At 59.7% G+C, this 17,588-nt stretch carries 17 protein-coding genes; all 17 read left to right on the top strand.

From position 1 onward, the window contains the following. The first annotated feature begins 117 nt into the window (after nucleotides 1-117). The 17 genes from tapM (at nucleotide 118) to astD (ending at nucleotide 17,476) form a co-directional block, all read left to right on the top strand. On the top strand, nucleotides 118-1,179 hold the full coding sequence (tapM, locus tag KW824_RS07680) for a PilM family type IVa pilus assembly protein TapM (RefSeq protein ID WP_371316603.1): 1,062 nt from the start codon (nucleotides 118-120) through the stop codon (nucleotides 1,177-1,179). Next, nucleotides 1,167-1,736 (top strand): PilN family type IV pilus biogenesis protein TapN, encoded by a 570-nt coding sequence (gene tapN / locus KW824_RS07675; RefSeq protein WP_218409450.1) that lies wholly within the window; start codon nucleotides 1,167-1,169, stop codon nucleotides 1,734-1,736. Before tapM ends, tapN begins: the two co-directional genes overlap by 13 nt. Then, nucleotides 1,733-2,332: a PilO family type IV pilus biogenesis protein TapO gene (tapO, locus tag KW824_RS07670; protein ID WP_218409449.1), complete on the top strand. Its 600-nt coding sequence runs from the start codon at nucleotides 1,733-1,735 to the stop codon at nucleotides 2,330-2,332. Before tapN ends, tapO begins: the two co-directional genes overlap by 4 nt. A 2-nt stretch (nucleotides 2,333-2,334) precedes the next feature. Beyond that, nucleotides 2,335-2,862, top strand: a complete 528-nt coding sequence (locus KW824_RS07665) for a pilus assembly protein PilP (RefSeq protein ID WP_042649570.1) — start codon at nucleotides 2,335-2,337, stop codon at nucleotides 2,860-2,862. Nucleotides 2,863-2,878: 16 nt separating this feature from the next. Further along, a complete protein-coding gene (locus KW824_RS07660; RefSeq protein ID WP_182788115.1) occupies nucleotides 2,879-5,104 on the top strand; it encodes a type IV pilus secretin PilQ in 2,226 nt (741 codons plus the stop codon). Nucleotides 5,105-5,295: 191 nt separating this feature from the next. Next, on the top strand, nucleotides 5,296-5,814 hold the full coding sequence (gene aroK, locus KW824_RS07655) for a shikimate kinase AroK (protein ID WP_005329951.1): 519 nt from the start codon (nucleotides 5,296-5,298) through the stop codon (nucleotides 5,812-5,814). A 16-nt stretch (nucleotides 5,815-5,830) separates the two neighbouring features. Then, the gene (gene aroB, locus KW824_RS07650) at nucleotides 5,831-6,913 is read left to right on the top strand and encodes a 3-dehydroquinate synthase (protein ID WP_218409448.1); all 1,083 of its coding nucleotides are present in this window, start codon (nucleotides 5,831-5,833) and stop codon (nucleotides 6,911-6,913) included. Next, the gene (locus tag KW824_RS07645; protein WP_218409447.1) at nucleotides 6,903-8,447 is read left to right on the top strand and encodes an AAA family ATPase; all 1,545 of its coding nucleotides are present in this window, start codon (nucleotides 6,903-6,905) and stop codon (nucleotides 8,445-8,447) included. Before aroB ends, KW824_RS07645 begins: the two co-directional genes overlap by 11 nt. A 70-nt stretch (nucleotides 8,448-8,517) precedes the next feature. Further along, entirely contained in the window at nucleotides 8,518-9,390 is an 873-nt protein-coding gene (locus tag KW824_RS07640) for a Dam family site-specific DNA-(adenine-N6)-methyltransferase (RefSeq protein WP_042649565.1), read from the top strand. A 322-nt stretch (nucleotides 9,391-9,712) separates the two neighbouring features. After that, on the top strand, nucleotides 9,713-10,384 hold the full coding sequence (rpe, locus tag KW824_RS07635) for a ribulose-phosphate 3-epimerase (protein ID WP_218409446.1): 672 nt from the start codon (nucleotides 9,713-9,715) through the stop codon (nucleotides 10,382-10,384). Next, nucleotides 10,374-11,039, top strand: coding sequence for a phosphoglycolate phosphatase (locus KW824_RS07630; protein ID WP_218409445.1), 666 nt, complete (start codon nucleotides 10,374-10,376; stop codon nucleotides 11,037-11,039). The genes rpe and KW824_RS07630 overlap by 11 nt, the downstream gene beginning before the upstream one ends. A 17-nt stretch (nucleotides 11,040-11,056) precedes the next feature. Beyond that, nucleotides 11,057-12,061, top strand: a complete 1,005-nt coding sequence (trpS, locus tag KW824_RS07625; RefSeq protein ID WP_041205201.1) for a tryptophan--tRNA ligase — start codon at nucleotides 11,057-11,059, stop codon at nucleotides 12,059-12,061. Between the two features lie 123 nt (nucleotides 12,062-12,184). Continuing rightward, the gene (locus tag KW824_RS07620) at nucleotides 12,185-12,400 is read left to right on the top strand and encodes a hypothetical protein (protein WP_005329964.1); all 216 of its coding nucleotides are present in this window, start codon (nucleotides 12,185-12,187) and stop codon (nucleotides 12,398-12,400) included. Nucleotides 12,401-12,768: 368 nt separating this feature from the next. Further along, nucleotides 12,769-13,350 carry an aminodeoxychorismate synthase component II gene (locus KW824_RS07615; RefSeq protein WP_042649566.1) on the top strand — a complete coding sequence of 194 codons (582 nt, stop codon included), beginning with the start codon at nucleotides 12,769-12,771 and terminating at the stop codon, nucleotides 13,348-13,350. Between the two features lie 278 nt (nucleotides 13,351-13,628). Beyond that, on the top strand, nucleotides 13,629-14,846 hold the full coding sequence (locus tag KW824_RS07610) for an aspartate aminotransferase family protein (RefSeq protein ID WP_041205231.1): 1,218 nt from the start codon (nucleotides 13,629-13,631) through the stop codon (nucleotides 14,844-14,846). Between the two features lie 75 nt (nucleotides 14,847-14,921). Next, nucleotides 14,922-15,941 carry an arginine N-succinyltransferase gene (gene astA / locus KW824_RS07605; protein WP_025326162.1) on the top strand — a complete coding sequence of 340 codons (1,020 nt, stop codon included), beginning with the start codon at nucleotides 14,922-14,924 and terminating at the stop codon, nucleotides 15,939-15,941. A gap of 65 nt (nucleotides 15,942-16,006) precedes the next feature. Further along, a complete protein-coding gene (astD, locus tag KW824_RS07600; protein WP_218409444.1) occupies nucleotides 16,007-17,476 on the top strand; it encodes a succinylglutamate-semialdehyde dehydrogenase in 1,470 nt (489 codons plus the stop codon). The last annotated feature ends 112 nt before the right edge of the window (nucleotides 17,477-17,588 follow it).

Here is a 17,588-nt window from a genome sequence, read left to right as displayed (position 1 = left end):
CTTTTGACATAAACTTTATGACATTGATAGATAGAGCATTATATTGAGTTAAGTCATCACGTCGTGATGCACTGTCCTACAATAAGTCCTAAAACCCAATAACGCATGGATGTGTATATGTTTGGGCTATTAAGTAAGGGATCCCTCCTCTCCTTGGCGGGCATTGATTTTGGCAGTCAAACCATCAAGGCCGTCACCCTCAGCGGACGTCCTGGCAAGGTGCATCTCGAATCGGTTGCCGAGATCCCCATGCCCAAGGGCACCCTGGTCGATTATCAACTGCAGGACATTGAACGGGTCGGTCAGTCCCTCAAGTCGCTCAAGCGGCTCATACAAGGGGACTGTCAGCTCGTGGCCACGGCCGTGACGGGCTCCAATGTCATCACCAAGGTCATCCAGGTTGATGCCAACATCAACGAGAACGAACTGGAGAACCAGGTTCACCTGGAGGCAGAACAGCTCATTCCCTTCCCCCTCGATGAGGTCAGCCTGGATTTCGAGATCCTCGGCCTGACGGCCGATGAGAGCCGCCAGGAGGTGCTGCTGAGTGCGGCGCGCACCGAGAGCGTCAACGGCCGGGTCAGTGCGCTGATGGAGGCCGATATGAAGACCATGGTGGTGGATGTGGGTGCCCATGCGCTGGGGCGTGCCGTGCTCGCCTGTCGGCCCGAGCTGAAAACTTGGGACAAGCCGGTCGGTATCGTCGACATCGGCGCCAGTGCCATGACCTTTGCCGCGCTGCTCAAGGGGGAGGTCGTCTACTCTCGTCTGCAAAATTTCGGTGGCGATCAATACAGCCAGGCCCTGGCCTCTTTTTACAGCATGAGTCTGGATGAGGCGGAGCTTGCCAAGGTACAGGGTCGCTTGCCTGCCGACCATGAGGTGGATGTGTTGTTGCCTCATCTCAACACCCTGGTGTTGCAGGTAAAGCGTAATGTGCAGCTATTTTGCAGTTCGTCGGGCAACAAGGAGCTGTCAAAACTGGTTCTGACGGGAGGGGGCAGCCTGCTGCCTGGTCTCGTCGGGCAGATAGGCAGCGAGCTCAACTGTGACGTCCTGCATCCCGACCCCTTTGCCTTGTTTGGCAAGCCGAAGGGAGAAGGAGGCCTCATCCATGGAGCCAAGTACATGGCGGCATTCGGTCTGGCACTGCGGAGCTTCACACCATGTCAAATATAAACCTACTGCCCTGGCGACTGGCCAAGGCCCAGCGTCAGAAGAAACAGTTTGGCATCATGATCGGTCTGTTCCTCGCGGCCACGGCCTCCCTTGCCTTTGCCGTCGACTGGCTGGTGCAGCAGCAGATCGGGTATCAGCAGCAGCGCAACCAGCGTCTGCTGCAGGAGATGGCCACACTCGATACCCAGCTTGGCGAGATCCGGTTGCTCAAGGAGCGTCGCAAGGAACTGATCGACCGGATGCAGCTTATCGAGCAGTTGCAGACAAGACGCAACATACCGGTACGCCTGTTCAACCAGCTCCCCGTGCTGGTGCCCAACGGCGTCTACCTCAATACCCTGGCCTTGCAGGCCAACAGAATTGATGTCAACGGCAAGGCTGAAGCCTATGGCCGGGTTGCCAGCATGATGAGGCGCATCGATGGTTCGGGCTGGTTGGGGCAGTCTCAGCTCAGCACTATTTTCACTGCGGATGTGGCGCCCGTGGCCCTCAGCCAGTTCTCCATGATGTTCCAAATTGCCGGCGTCGCTCCGGCCGCGGCTAAGGGGAAAAAATGAACCTGCAACAGTTCAATGACCTGGATCTCAATGACATCGCGCGTTGGCCCAAGGTTGCCAAGGGGATCTTCATCCTGTTTTGCTGTGCCTTGCTGGGGGGGGCCATCTACTACTATGTGATTGCCAATTCCCTGACGGCCTTGCGGCAGGAGGCCGTCAAAGAGCAGGAACTGAAGGCCCAATTCGAGAGCAAGGCCATGCTGGCTGCCAACCTGGAGGCATACCGGAAGCAGATGGTGCAACTGGAGCATTTGGTGGATGCCCAGCTCAAGCAGCTGCCCAACACCCATGAAGTGGCAGGGCTGCTGGATGACATCAGCTTTATCGCCACCGACAACGGGCTCAAATTGAACAGGATTAACTGGGAAGCAGAGGTCAAACACGAATTCTCGACCGAACTTCCCATGCGCATCGAGGTGGTGGGCACCTATCACGAGCTTGGCAAGTTCACGGCTGACATGGCTGCATTGCCGCGCATCGTCATCTTGGATTCGTTTCAGCTCAATCAAAGCCGGGATCAGGGCGAATTGATAGGCATGTCCATGCAGGCCAAGACCTACAAATACAACGGTAAAACCCTGGAGCAGAAGCCATGAGCATGAGAGTGATAGGACTCTTCTTGCCGGTGCTGTTGTTGACGGCCTGCGGCGGGCAGGAAGACATGGACGAGTACGTACAACAAACCAAGGCGAGGCAACCCATCCCGATCGAACCCTTGCCGGAGATAAAACCCTTTTCCCCCATGGCCTATCAGCACAGCGATCAACGCAGCCCCTTCATTGAACCGCAACCAGAGACCAGTTCCAGAGTGGATGCGAAGACCAAGCCGGACTGCGCCCAGATAGTGGCGAATCGGGAGAAGGAGGTGCTGGAGCGCTATTCGCTGGCCAGTTTGAGCATGAAGGGATCCATCGGCAAGCAGGGACAGTTATGGGCGCTGATCAGGACCCCGGACGGGCAAGCCGTGCGTGTGGGGCTCAATCAGTACATGGGACTGGATCAGGGCAGGGTCATCAAGATAACGAATACTCATGTTGACTTGATGGAAACGGTACCGGATGGCAAAGGATGCTGGGTCACCCGAGAAACTCAGCTGGCCATGGCCAATCTCGACGCAAAACTATGATCAGGGATGAGCAGAGATGAGAACAACAATAAGAAGGATGAGCGGTGTGGCGCTGTTGTGGCTGGGCGCATGCGTTCAGGTGTGGGCGGTGCCAGCGTTGCAGGAAGTCAGGGTAAATCCGCTGTTGGCCGATCAGCTCTTGCTCGAACTGAGCTTCAGCGAGCCTGTGAGCGGATTTACCGACAGACTGTCGTATGAACCCAATCAACTCTTGCTGCACGTGCCCGGAGCCATAGGCGCGCTGACGGTCAACCCGCTGCCCATCAAGCAGCAAGGGGTGGACAACCTCAAGGTGGAGGGCAAGGGGGAAGGGCTCGATATCAAGATAGCGCTCGATCAGCTGACCCCTTACCAGGTCCATCAACAGGGCAACAAATTGCTGGTGTCATTGGGAGAGAAGGCCGGTCAGCCAGTGGCTGCGACGACGACCTCTCCAAGTGCCAGTCCGTCAGCGCTTGTCAGGAGCCAGCCAGTGACCCAGTCGGCGCTGATTGATACGCAGCGGGTCGCCCAGAACCAGTCTCAGTACCAGGCCCAGCCCGTCTCGGTCTCCTCTCCCGTGGCGGCTCCCGCCCCCGTTGCTGCCAGCAAGCCCGTGCTATCCGTCTCGCAGGCGAATACAGGCGGTGCTTATTTCAACTCGGTCAAGGGGGTGGATTTTCGCCGTGGCAAGGAGGGGCAGGGGGAATTTCTCGTGACTCTCGACAACAGTTCGGCTGCAGTGGATGTGAGCAGCCGTGGCCAGAAGGTGCTCGCCAAGTTCCACGGTACCCGGATCCCGGATGAACAACTCAATCTTATCAATGTGCAGGATTTTGCGACCCCGGTCTCCCAGGTGGAGGTGTTCCGCCAGGGCAATGACACCCTGTTTGAACTCTCGGTCAATGGCCAGTTTGATTATCGCTACGACCAGGCCGACAAGATGTTCATCATAGAGGTGAAAAAACGCGTCGCCACCACGACCGCGAAACAATATCAGGGAAAACCAATCTCATTGAATTTCCAGGATATTCCTGTACGAACCGTGCTGCAGATCATCGCCGACTTCAATAATCTCAACCTGGTGACCACGGATTCCGTCTCCGGCAATATCACGTTGCGTCTCGATGGTGTGCCCTGGGAACAGGCGCTCGACATCATTCTCAAGGTCAGAGGGCTCGACAAGCGGCTGGACAACAACATCCTGCTGGTGGCCCCGGCGGACGAGATTGCCGCACGAGAGAAACAGCAACTGGAGAGCCGCAATCAGGTGGCCGATCTGGCGCCGCTCTATACCGAATATTTGCAGATCAACTATGCCAAGGCATCCGAAGTGGCGGCCCTGCTCTCCTCCGAGAGCACCAAGCTGCTCTCTCCCAGAGGCGCAGTGAGCGTGGACGAACGCACCAACGTGCTGGTGGTCAAAGACACGGCGGATGTCATCGGCAACGTCAAGCGGATGCTGGATATCCTCGATATCCCGGTCAAGCAGGTGGTGATCGAGGCGCGCATGGTGACCATAGACGACGGCTTTGACGAGGCTTTGGGCGTGCGGTGGGGGGTGACCAAGACGGATGGTCATGGCAATGGCACCTCTGGCACCATAGAGGGCAATGATGGCGCGGGTAATAATGACGGTAGCTCCACCATCACGCGCCCCGGCGTGGAAGACAGGCTCAACGTCAACCTGCCGGTGACCAACGCCGCCGGTACCCTGGCCTTCCAGGTTGCCCGTCTCGCCAATGGCACTCTGCTCGATCTTGAACTGTCGGCGCTGGAGAAGGAGAGCAAGGCCGAGATCATTGCAAGCCCTCGGGTCACCACGGCGAACCAGAAACCGGCTTTGATCGAACAGGGGACCGAGATCCCCTATGTGGAGTCCTCTTCCAGCGGGGCGACCTCGGTCACCTTCAAGAAGGCGGTGCTGAGTCTCAAGGTCACGCCACAGATCACCCCGGACAACAGGGTCATCCTGGATTTGACCGTGACCCAGGATACCAAGGGGGAAACCGTCCCGACCGGTACCGGGGATGCAGTCTCCATCAACGCCCAGTCCATCACCACCCAGGTGCTGGTCAACAACGGTGAGACCCTGGTGCTGGGCGGCATCTATCAACAGACCATCAAGAACGACGTCAGCAAGGTACCGCTGCTGGGGGATATTCCCGGCCTCGGTTATCTGTTCAAGAAAACCACCAGTGAGAACAAGAAGCGTGAACTGCTGATCTTCGTGACCCCGAGGATAGTCACCGACGCCCTCTGAAAACTTTACATGTGAGGGTAAAACACATATAACCTTACGCCCCGATGAGGCTGGGGCGTAAGGGCTGCGGTTGCCAGTCCTGGTTTCTATTGAGATAATCCCCCTCCTGATCCATCGCAAGATAAGGTTCATAGGTACCCCGGTCGAGTAGTTACCGGGGCCATACAGTTTGTAATTACTAACGAAAAGACATGGCTGAGAAACGCAATATTTTCCTGATAGGTCCCATGGGTGCGGGCAAGAGCACCATAGGTAGACATCTGGCAGAACAACTGCACATGGAGTTTTTCGACTCAGATCATGAGATTGAGCGCCGCAGTGGTGCCGATATCGGCTGGGTGTTCGATGTTGAAGGCGAAGAGGGTTTCCGGATCCGCGAAGAGAAGGTGATCGGTGAACTCGCCGAGCAGCAGGGTATCGTGCTGGCAACGGGCGGCGGCGCCATCAAGAGCCGTGAAACCCGCAACAAACTCTCTGCGCGCGGTATCGTGGTCTACCTCGAAACCACCATTGAAAAGCAACTGGCGCGTACCCAGAGAGACAAGCGTCGCCCCCTGTTGCAAACCGAAGAGCCGCCCCGCGAAGTGCTGGAGCGTCTGGCCCTCGAGCGCAACGCCCTGTATGAAGAAGTCGCAGACTTTGTCATCCAGACTGATGATCAAAGTGCAAAAGTTGTAGCTAATCAAATCGTTAAGTTGATTGGTATGTAATCAATAGAGGACGTCCATGGAAAGGTTGAAGGTCGAACTGGGTGAGCGCAGCTACCCGATTGAGATAGCTGCTGGTCTGTTGCAACGCCCCGAGGTGCTGACGCAGACGATCAAGGGCAAGCGGGTCATGATAGTGACCAACACCGTCGTCGCCCCCTTGTATCTTGAGCAGATCATTCAGTTGCTGCCCGGTTTTCAGGTTGAACACCTGATCTTGCCGGATGGCGAGGCCTACAAGACCCTGGCTACCTTCGAGCGGATCATGTCTGCTCTGCTGGAAACCAGTCATGGTCGTGACACCACCCTCATCGCCCTGGGGGGCGGCGTGATAGGCGACGTTGTCGGCTTTGCTGCGGCAAGCTATCAACGAGGCATTCCGTTTATTCAGGTGCCTACCACACTGCTTTCCCAGGTTGACTCCTCCGTCGGCGGCAAGACCGCCGTCAACCACCCTCTTGGCAAAAACATGGTGGGCGCCTTCTATCAGCCCAAGCATGTGATCATCGACACCGATTGCCTCAAGACCCTGCCTGCGCGGGAATTTGCAGCCGGCATGGCCGAGGTGATCAAGTACGGCATCATCTGGGATGAGGCCTTCTTCTCCTGGCTCGAAGTCAACATGGCGCGGCTGCAACGCCTTGACGCAGATGCCCTTTCTTACGCTATTCGCCGTTGCTGTGAAATCAAGGCCGACGTGGTCGGTCAGGACGAGACCGAGCATGGCGTGCGCGCCCTGCTGAACCTGGGTCACACTTTCGGCCATGCCATCGAGGCCGAGAAGGGCTATGGCAACTGGCTCCATGGGGAGGCGGTTGCGGCGGGCATGATGCTGGCGGCCGAGACAGCCCTGGCCCGTGGCGACATGACGGCACAAGAGGTGGCACGAGTCCGCGACCTGCTGCTGGCGGCGGACCTGCCGGTGCTGGCGCCGCCCGAGATGGACTTTGCCGCCTTCATTCGCCATATGCGCCGTGACAAGAAGGTGCTGGAAGGCAAGCTGCGGCTGGTGTTGCCAGTCGGGATCGGGCAGGCCCAGGTGGTGGCCGATGTGACGGATGCGCAGTTGATGGCGGTGATCGAGTCTGGTCGTGACCAATAACAAATTGTTGAAACTGCCTTCCCAGCGGCAGCTGGTTGACCGGCTGCTGCATCTGATTGAGTTCAATCACCCCTTTATTTTTCTCTCCGGCAAGCCCGGCAGCGGCCGTGGCACCCTATGTGAATCCCTGCTGGCCCAACTGTCTGACCAGGTGCGGGTGGTGAGCCTCATCGGCAGTCCGGCCATGAAGATGGCAGACGTGCGCCAGTTGCTGCTTCAGCAGGTGGTGGCGCGCCCCCTGTTCAATGCACAGGATGCGCTGGCCGACAGCTTCTTCCGCATGCTGGAGGGCAAGCCTTCCACCCTGCTGCTGATGATCGAGCGTGCCGACACCCTGCCGACCGAACTGGTGGGGGAGCTGTGGGCGCTCGGTCGCCACAACGATACCCTGGCATCTCCCCATAAACTGGCCATTCTGCTCTCGGGCAGTGACGTCTGGTGTCGCGATCAGAAGAACGCCCTCAAGGGGCGTGCCATGCCCGCGCTCGAGCTGGAAGTCGCGCCACTGAGCGCACCGGAGCAGCGCATCTTCTTGTATGAGAAGGCCAAGGAGCTGAAGATCCCGGCGGCCCTCTTGCCCAAGCCCAAAGTGGAAGAGATCCTGAAGGGGGCGGGGGGGCACCCTTCCGCCATCATGCAGTCATTGGAGGATGTCATGACCGACAGAAGGCCCAAGAAACGTCAGGCCGAGTTGCCCGTCAAGAAAATTGCGACCGTGCTGGCCCTGGCGGCCGCTAGTTTGCTGGCGCTGAGTTACCTCCCTCTGTTCGAGGAGGTGGGCAAGGGTGAGACCCCTGCCTCGTCCCAGGGGATGGCGTTGCCCAACCCTGTCGCCACAGATCCACTCAGCATCGGCACGGCGAGCGGGTCCCAGTCGACTCAGGGCGGTGGCACGACATCTGGGGAGCAGGGAGACCAGCAGGTTGCCCGGGATTGGCAACCCGATGCCAAGACCTTGCCCAAGAAGGTCGAGAGCGAGACGGTCACCACGGAGTCGAGCAATTACGAGGGGCGACGTGTCGTCATCTCCGACGAAGTGGTCGAAAAGCTGATGACGCAGCCCAACATCAGCGGCGCCCTGCCGACGGCGGTGGTGGACGAGCTGATTGGAGGGAGTTCCCGTGCGGTCCCGACCGTGGAAACGGCACAGCCCAAGACACAGAACTCGGCACCTGTTGCCAAGGCGACGCCCACTCCTGCCGCGGCTGCGCCCGCTGCGGCGCCGGCGCCCAAGGTGGCCCTGACGCCGGCGGCAACCCTCAACAAGAAAGCGAGGAACCACTACAGCATCCAGCTGATGGGGGCGAGCAATACCCAGGCGGTCGACAGTTTCGTGGCCGAGCATGGGCTGGCGGGCAAGGTCTGGGTCTACAAGACCCGCTTCCGTGGCAGCCCTTGGTACGTGGTGGTGCAGGGTGACTATGCCAACAGCACCCAGGCCAAGGCGGCGATCCGCAAGCTCACCCCCGCCTTGCTCAAGGGACAACCCTGGCCCAAGTCATTTGCCCAGATACAAAAAGAATTGAAGCAATAGCCAGTCGCCTGGGGAAGGGGGTAGAATCGTCCCCCTTTTTTGGGCATTGCCTTCTTAACACCGGACTTCCATGAAAAAAACACGCGCGTTTTTAAAATGGGCCGGGGGAAAATACTCCCTGGTCGAAGAGATTGCCGAGCGCTTGCCGGCCGGGCGTGTGTTGCTGGAGCCTTTCGTCGGAGCGGGCTCGGTGTTTCTCAACACGGATTACGATGCCTATGTGCTCAACGACATCAATCCGGATCTGATCGGTCTCTACAATCATCTCAAGCGGCAGCCGGACAACTTCATCCGCGAGGCGCGCAAGTTGTTTGTGGCCGAGCACAACCACAAGACCGCCTATTATCGGCTGCGCACCCAGTTCAACCAGACCGAAGCCGGGTTCGAAAGGTCTCAGCTGTTCCTGTTTCTGAATCGCCACGGGTTCAACGGTCTGTGCCGTTACAACAAGAAGGGCGGTTTCAACGTGCCGTTCGGCTCGTACAAGAAGCCCTATTTCCCGGAGAAAGAGCTGTGGGCCTTTGCCGAGAAGGCACAGAAGGCCACCTTCATCTGCGAGAGTTATGCCGATGCCATGGCCAGGGCGGAGGAGGATTGGGTGATCTACTGCGATCCCCCCTATGCGCCGCTCTCCACCACGGCGAGTTTCACCACCTACTCGGCCGGCGGCTTCACTCTGGATGACCAGGCGCTGCTGGCCAGGCTGGCCCGCCATACCGCCGCCCACAAGGGGGTGCCCGTGCTCATCAGCAACCACGACATCGAGCTGACCCGGGAGCTCTACCGCGGGGCCCGGCTGGACGAGATCCTGGTCAAGCGCACCATCAGCCGCAACGGCGGCAGCCGCAACAAGGTAGCCGAACTGCTGGCACTCTACCCGCCCGGCATCGCTCCCGAACAGGGCCATTACCCCGGTGAGGCCGAACTGGTCTCAGTCGGTTGAACCATGAACGGTCCCTGCGGGGACCGTTGTCGTTTCTGACTGGGCGAGAGCGAGATCCGGGTCGGCTGTACGAGCGGGTCATTGTCATCGCCTGTATTGCGGCAGGACTCTCGGTCTGCGTCTTCTGCACTTGCGGGTCGTTTTCATTCCACGTTTGCGGTAAGACTCGCGGTCCGCATCTTCTGCAGGTGCGGGTCGTTTTCATTCCGTGTTTGTGGTGAGACTCGCGGTCTGCGTCTTCTGCACTTGCGGGTCGTTTTCATTTCACGTTTGCGGTAAAATTGCGCCGCTTTTTCTGCCACGCTGCCAATGGATGACGCTGATGAAAGACTTTCTGATTGCCCCCTCTATCCTCTCCGCCGACTTTGCCCGTCTGGGTGAGGATGTGGCCAAGGTGCTGGCCGCCGGGGCCGACGTGGTGCACTTCGACGTGATGGACAACCATTATGTCCCCAACCTGACCATAGGCCCCATGGTCTGTCAGGCCCTGCGTGACTACGGCATCGAAGCCCCCATCGATGTGCACCTGATGGTCAAGCCGGTGGATCGCATCGTGCCCGATTTTGCCAAGGCGGGTGCGAACCTGATCACCTTCCACCCGGAGGCCTCCGATCACGTGGACCGCACCCTGGGTCTCATCAAGGAGCAGGGTTGCCAGGCCGGTCTGGTGCTGAACCCGGCCACGCCGCTCACCTGCCTCGAGTACGTGATGGACAAGCTGGACGTGATCCTGCTGATGTCGGTCAACCCGGGCTTCGGTGGTCAGAGCTTCATCCCCGGCACTCTCGACAAGCTGCGTCAGGTGCGTCGCCTGATCGATGAGAGCGGTCGTGACATTCGCCTCGAGATCGACGGTGGCGTCAAGGTGGAGAACATCCGCGAGATCGCCGCCGCCGGGGCTGATATGTTCGTGGCGGGCTCTGCCATCTTCGGCAAGCCGGATTACAAGGCGGTGATCGAGCAAATGCGGGCGGAGCTGGCTCATGTCCGTTGAACGTCCCTTCGATCTGGTGCTGTTCGATCTGGATGGCACCCTGATCGACAGCGCTTCCCAACTGGCGTTGGCGGTCAACCGCACCCTGACCGATCTGGGGCTGCCCGAGGTTGACGAAGCCGTGGTACGCACCTGGGTCGGCAACGGCGCCGACAAGCTGATCCAGCGTGCGCTGGACTATCGCGAGGCGCCCGAGCTGTTTGCCAGGGCCCGCCCCCTGTTCGACCAGCACTATCAGGCCTGTCTGCTGCAAGGGCTGGCCATGTATGACGGAGTGGAGCAGAGCCTGCGCCGCCTGCAGGCGCTCGGTTACCGGCAGGCAGTGGTGACCAACAAGCCGAGTCACTTCGTGCAGCCCATTCTGGATGCCCTCGGTATCGGCGACTGTTTCGCACTCTGGCTGGGGGGTAACTGCGTGCCCGTCAAAAAGCCGAGCCCGGATCCGCTGCTGCACGCCTGCCACGAGCTTGGGGTCAGCCCGTCCCGCACCCTGATGGTGGGGGACTCCGAAAATGATGTGCTGGCCGCCCAGGCTGCCGGCATGAAGGTGGTGGGGCTCACCTATGGCTACAACTATGGCCGTCCCATCGCGGATTCCCGCCCTGACTGGGTATGCGAGCAGTTTGCAGAGCTCGATGCCCTCTTGGCTGAATAACAAGGATCAACACATTCATGGCTAAACCAATCGTATTGAGCGGGGCCCAACCGTCGGGCCAGCTGACCATAGGCAACTACATGGGCGCCTTGCGTCAGTGGGTCAACATGCAGGATGACTTCGACTGCCTCTACTGCATCGTCGATCTGCACGCCATCACCACCCGCCAGGAGCCTGCCGCCCTGCGCAAGGCGTGCCTGGATGCCGCCGCCCTCTATCTGGCGGTCGGCATTGATCCGGCCAAGAGCACCGTCTTCATCCAGTCCCACGTGCCGCAGCACGCCGAGCTGGGCTGGATCCTGAACTGCTACACCCAGATGGGCGAGCTGTCGCGCATGACCCAGTTCAAGGACAAGTCCGCCCGTTTCGAGAACAACGTCAACGTCGGCCTGTTCGGCTATCCGGTGCTGATGGCAGCGGACATCCTGCTCTATCAGGCCAACCAGGTGCCGGTCGGCAACGACCAGAAGCAGCATCTGGAGCTGACTCGCGACATCTGCACTCGGTTCAACAACCTGTACGGTGAGGTATTCACCCTGCCTGAGCCCTTCATCCCGACCGACGGTGCCCGGGTGATGAGCCTGCAGGATCCCACCAAGAAGATGTCCAAGTCTGACGACAACGAGGCGAACTTCATCGGCCTGCTGGAAGATCCCAAGCAGATCGTCAAGAAGATCAAGCGGGCGATGACCGATTCCGACGAGCCGGCCGTGGTGCGCTTCGATCCCGAGAACAAGCCGGGGGTCTCCAACCTGCTGACCCTGATGTCCGGTGTGACAGGCCGCTCCATCCCCGAGCTCGAGCAGCACTTCGAGGGCAAGATGTACGGCCACCTGAAGAGCGAGACGGCCGATGCCGTGGTCGCCCTGCTGGAGCCTATCCAGGCACGCTTCCGCGAGCTGCGTCAGGATGAGACTCATCTGCAGGCAATTTTGGCGGCTGGCGCACAAAAGGCGCGGGAAAGGGCTGAAAAAACCCTGACCAGCGTATATGATGTCGTCGGCTTCGTTCCTCGAGCCTGACATACTGGGAAGGTGTAGTCGTAGAGAGCTGGGTATTTGCCTGGCTTTCTTTGTTTTACCCGACCCCTGGTTCGTCAATTCAACTTCCAATGTCAAACGCGGGTTCTTGCCCCAAGAGAAAGCATGTCTGTCGAATCACATACCCCGATTGAAGAACTGAGTGACAAGGGCAACTGGCTGCGCAAGTTTCGCAAGGCCAAGAACCTCAACACCCTGCAGCTGATGGTCTCCAATGCCATCGACAAGCACCACAAGACCCCGGCCATCGCCGCCGCCATCTATCTGGCCGAGTGCCAGCGCGAGCGCGAGCTGGAGCAGGGACGTTATCTGGATCGCTGAGGTGCTCTCCCGGCTTCTGCCCATCTGCTGGGTTGCCACGCACACCCCGCTTTCGGCACTTAAGCCGTGCCCGCCTTTCCCCCTTCCTGCTCCCGAGCCCAGCCCATGGGCTATCCGGTGTCTTCTGCCTGTTCTCGTCCGTTTCCCCGTCGAGAGGCATAGGTTGGTCAGCCTCATGGGGGCAACGCCTTCGAGATGGCAGAGATGTTTTGCTGAGTAAAAACCAGAAGCTGCCATCCATGCCCGCGTGATGACTCCTCAGCGGTTTATTAACGGGGGCAGACATGCCAGAATGCGCGGCGTTTGTCCGTGGACGGCCGGCAGGCGCAGTCTGCTCACCGTCTCTGTTCTATTCTCAGGGCTCTCTCATGCTGCTACTCATCGACAACTACGACTCCTTTACTTGGAACCTGGTGCAATATTTCGGCGCCCTGGGTCAGGAGGTGGTGGTCAGGCGCAACGACGAGCTGAGTCTGGAAGAGATAGCCCGGCTTGCCCCAAGCCATCTGGTGATCTCTCCCGGTCCCTGCACGCCGAACGAGGCGGGCATCTCGCTGGCGGCCATCTCCCGTTTTGCCGGTGAGATACCCATTCTCGGCGTCTGCCTCGGCCACCAGTCCCTGGCTCAGGCGTTCGGCGCCCGGGTGGTGCGTGCCCGTCAGGTGATGCACGGCAAGACGTCCCTCATCCGCCATACGGGGGAGGGGGTATTCAAGGGACTCAAGGATCCGCTGCGGGTCACCCGCTACCATTCGCTCATCGTGGCGCATGACTCCCTGCCCGATTGTTTCGAGATCACTGCCTGGAGCGAACATGACGATGGCTCCATGGACGAGATCATGGGGCTGCGGCATAAAACACTGGCACTGGAGGGAGTTCAGTTCCACCCGGAGAGCATTTTGAGCGAGCAGGGACACCAGTTGCTGGCCAACTTTTTGGCCGTTTCCTGAAAAAATCGTGATCCTCGTCTCATAATCGAAATGAGGCCAAAAAAATTTTCCCTGACACTTTATTCACCCTCCTTCCTGCCCAAATTATCTCTTGCCAACACCCCCTGAGCCGTTATGCAATGCGGTTGCCTAAAATCTCACAGGCAATCGAACATTGTTCCTCATTGGCGGTTAAGTTACAGACTTTTTACTTTTTTTCTGTGATAATTCCGCCACGTTTACACGGATTTAACTTTTGGGCGGTGGATTATTCTGCCGCGATATAGCAGGAGAGCAATATGTCAGAGTTGTTGGCAGTGACACGTGAAGTGTTTGATGAAGTGATGGTTCCCAACTATGCGCCGGCCAAGATCATTCCGGTACGCGGGGAGGGATCACGTGTCTGGGATCAGGAAGGCCGCGAGTATGTCGACTTCGCGGGCGGGATCGCGGTCAATGGCCTGGGCCATTGCCATCCCAAGCTGGTCGAAGCCCTGAAAACCCAGGGCGAGAAGCTGTGGCACCTCTCCAACGTGATGACCAACGAGCCGGCCCTGCGTCTGGCCAAGAAGCTGGTCGCCGCCACCTTTGCCGAGAAGGTCTATTTCTGCAACTCCGGCGCCGAAGCGAACGAAGCGGCGCTCAAGCTGGCCCGTCGTTACGCCATCGAGAAGTTCGGTGCCCACAAGACCCAGATCATCGCCTTCCATCAGGGCTTCCACGGCCGCACCTTCTTCACCGTCAGCGTCGGTGGCCAAGCGGCCTACTCCGATGGCTTCGGTCCCAAGCCGGCCGACATCACCCACGTCGCCTACAACAACCTGGAAGAGCTGGCCTCCGTCATCTCCGACAATACCTGTGCCGTGGTGATGGAGCCGCTGCAAGGGGAAGGTGGCATCATTCGTCCCACCGACGAGTTTGCGAAGGGTGTGCGCGAGCTGTGCGACAAGCACAATGCCCTGCTCATCTATGACGAGGTGCAATCCGGGGTCGGTCGTACCGGCGAGCTGTTTGCCTACATGGGTCTGGGGGTCACGCCGGACATCCTCACCAGCGCCAAGGCGCTGGGCGGCGGTTTCCCCATCGGTGCCATGCTGACCACCACCGAGATCGCGTCTCACCTGAAAGTGGGCACTCACGGCTCTACCTACGGCGGCAACCCGCTGGCGTGTGCGGTGGCCGAGGCGGTGATCGACGTGGTCAATACCCCGGAAGTGCTGAGCGGCATCAAGCAGCGCGAGCAGCTGTTCCGCGACGGTCTGGACGCCATCAACGCCAAGTACCACTGCTTCAGCGAAGTGCGCGGCAAGGGCCTGTTGCTCGGCGCCGTGCTCAACGATGACTTCAAGGGTCGCTCCCGCGACTTCCTGCTTGCCTCCATCGATCAGGGGTTGATGGCGTTGGTAGCAGGCACCAATGTAGTGCGCTTCGCACCCTCCCTGGTGATCCCGGAAGCGGACATCAAGGAAGGGCTGGCCCGGTTCGAGAAAGCGGTTGCTCAGGTGGTTAACGCCTGATCCAAATTGAGGTGGGGAGCCCTCCCGGCAGGAGCCGGGACCCCACCTGTCGTCAATGAAAGGGAGTTGTCATTTATGTTGGTTATCCGTCCTATCGAGCAGCGCGACTTCGCCGGCCTCAAGACCTGTGCCATCGAATCCGGCACCGGCATGACCTCGTTGCCGGTCAACGATGAACTGCTGCAACGCAAGATCGATGCCTCGACCCAGACCTTCCTGGACAAGCCCGCCGGCAAGGGCGATTGCCTCTATTTCTTCGTGGCCGAGGATCTGGAGACCGGCGAGATGGTCGGTACCTGCGCCATCGACGCGGCCGTGGGCCTGTCCCAGCCGTTTTACAACTATCACATCGGCAAGGTGGTGCACTCTTCCCCCAAGCTCGGCATCTACAACGTGGTCGAGACGCTCACGCTGTCCAACGACTACACCGGCAACTCCGAGCTGTGCACCCTGTTTCTGCGTGAATGCGCCCGCGAGGGGCTCAATGGCCGCCTGCTTTCCAAGCACCGTTTCCTGTTCATGGCCGAGCACCCCGAGCTGTTTGACAAGACCGTCTTCGCCGAAATGCGCGGCGTCTCTGATGAGAACGGTCACAGCCCCTTCTACGAGTGGCTGCAAAAGCATTTCTTCTCGATGGACTTTCCCACCGTCGACTACCTCACCGGCATCGGCAAGAAGCGCTTCATCGCCGAGCTGATGCCCAAGTACCCCATCTACGTCAATCTGCTGAGCAACGAGGCTCGCGCCGTCATCGGTCAGACCCACGAGAAGACCCGTCCGGCCATCAAGATGCTGCAGGACGAGGGCTTCGTGAACCGTGGTTATGTCGACATCTTCGATGCCGGCCCCACCGTCGAGTGCGATGTGAAGCACATCCGCAGCGTGCGCCGCAGCCAGAAGCTGGCGGTGCTGGTGGGTGAACCCATCGGTGGTCACACCTACCTCGTCTGCAATGCAAGGTTTGAACAATACCGCGCCTGCTACGGCAACATCCGGGTCGATCTGGACAAGCACGAAGCCATCATACCGCCCAAGATGGCGGCCGCCCTCAAGGTGGAGAGTGGCGACATGGTTCGGGTCGTCGATCTGGAATAACGAGTCCATATCACCGCATTGAAACAGGCCGCCAAGGTGGCCTGTGCACCACAGGGAGTGAATTGATGATGTCTTTAGTCCAGTTTATCGATGGCCAGTGGCTGGCCGGTGAAGGCAAGCCGTTCGAATCAAAAGACCCGGCCAGGAACGAAGTGATTTGGCGCGGGGAGGCGGCCAGCGCTGCTCAGGTGGATGCCGCCGTCAAGGCGGCCCGCGCGGCCTTCTACCATTGGTCTGATCTGGCCCTCGAGGATCGTCTGGCCATCGTGCGCCGCTATGCCGACCTGCTCGGTGAGCACAAGGAGGCGCTGGCCCTGACCATAGCCCGGGAAACCGGCAAGCCGCTGTGGGAGACCCGCACCGAAGTGGCGGCCATGCAGGGCAAGATCGCCATCTCCATCCGCGCTCATGACGAGCGCACCGGCACGGTGGAGAACCCCATGCCCGGTGCCAAGGCGTTCGTGCGCCACAAGCCCCACGGCGTGGTCGCAGTGTTCGGCCCCTACAACTTCCCGGGCCACCTGCCCAACGGTCACATAGTGCCTGCGCTTATCGCGGGTAACGCCGTGGTGTTTAAGCCCTCCGAGCTGACCCCCATGGTGGCCGAGGCCATGCTCAAGGTATGGCAGGAGGCGGGGCTGCCCAAGGGCGTGCTCAACCTGGTGCAGGGCGAGGTCGAGACCGGCAAGGCGCTGGCGGGCAATCCGGACATCGACGGCCTCTTCTTCACCGGTTCGTCACGCACCGGCCACTTCCTGCACCAGCAGTTTGCCGGCCAGCCGGGCAAGATCCTGGCCCTGGAGATGGGTGGCAACAACCCGCTGATCGTGAAAGACGTGAGCGACATCGACGGTGCCGTCCATGCCATAGTCCAGTCTGCCTTCATCACCTCCGGCCAGCGCTGCACCTGCTCCCGTCGCCTGTTTGTCGAGCGTGGCGAGCGCGGCGATGCCCTGGTCAAGCGGCTGGTGGAGGTGGTCGGCCAGATCAAGGTCGGTCATTACGATGACGAGGCTCAGCCCTTTATGGGCGCCATGATCAGCGAGCGTGCGGCGCTTGGCATGGTCGAGGCGCAAGCCAATCTGCAACAGCTGGGGGGCGAGAGCCTGCTCAGCCTCAAGCACCTGGAGGCGGGCACCGGTTTCGTCTCTCCGGGCATCATCGACGTGACCGCGGTCAAAGCGCTGCCGGACGAAGAGTACTTCGGCCCGCTGCTGCAGCTCATTCGCTACGACGACTTCGATGCCGCCATCGACCAGGGCAACGCCACCAGCTTCGGCCTCTCGGCTGGCCTGCTCGGCGACAACGAGGCGGACTGGAACCACTTCTTCAAGCGGATCCGTGCTGGTATCGTCAACTGGAACAAGCCCATCACCGGCGCCTCCAGTGCCGCGCCGTTCGGTGGCATCGGTGCCTCCGGGAACCACAGAGCGAGCGCCTACTACGCCGCTGACTACTGTGCCTATCCGGTCGCCTCGGTGGAAGACAGCAAGGCCGCGATGCCGGATCAGCTGTCCCCGGGTTTGACCTTCTAATCGAGAAGGAGGGGGTTGATGTGGCAGGAGAGGCCCAACGCCGCCGACGACTGCGTCATACCCCCGGTCTGATCTTCTGATAACAAGAAAATAAAAGAGGGGCACTGAACAG

It is taken from the genome of Aeromonas sp. sif0611 (assembly GCF_019218845.1).
Lineage (GTDB): Bacteria > Pseudomonadota > Gammaproteobacteria > Enterobacterales > Aeromonadaceae > Aeromonas > Aeromonas media.
The sequence above is the reverse complement of the archived record's forward strand: the minus strand, read 5'-3'. Positions and strand labels throughout refer to the sequence as shown.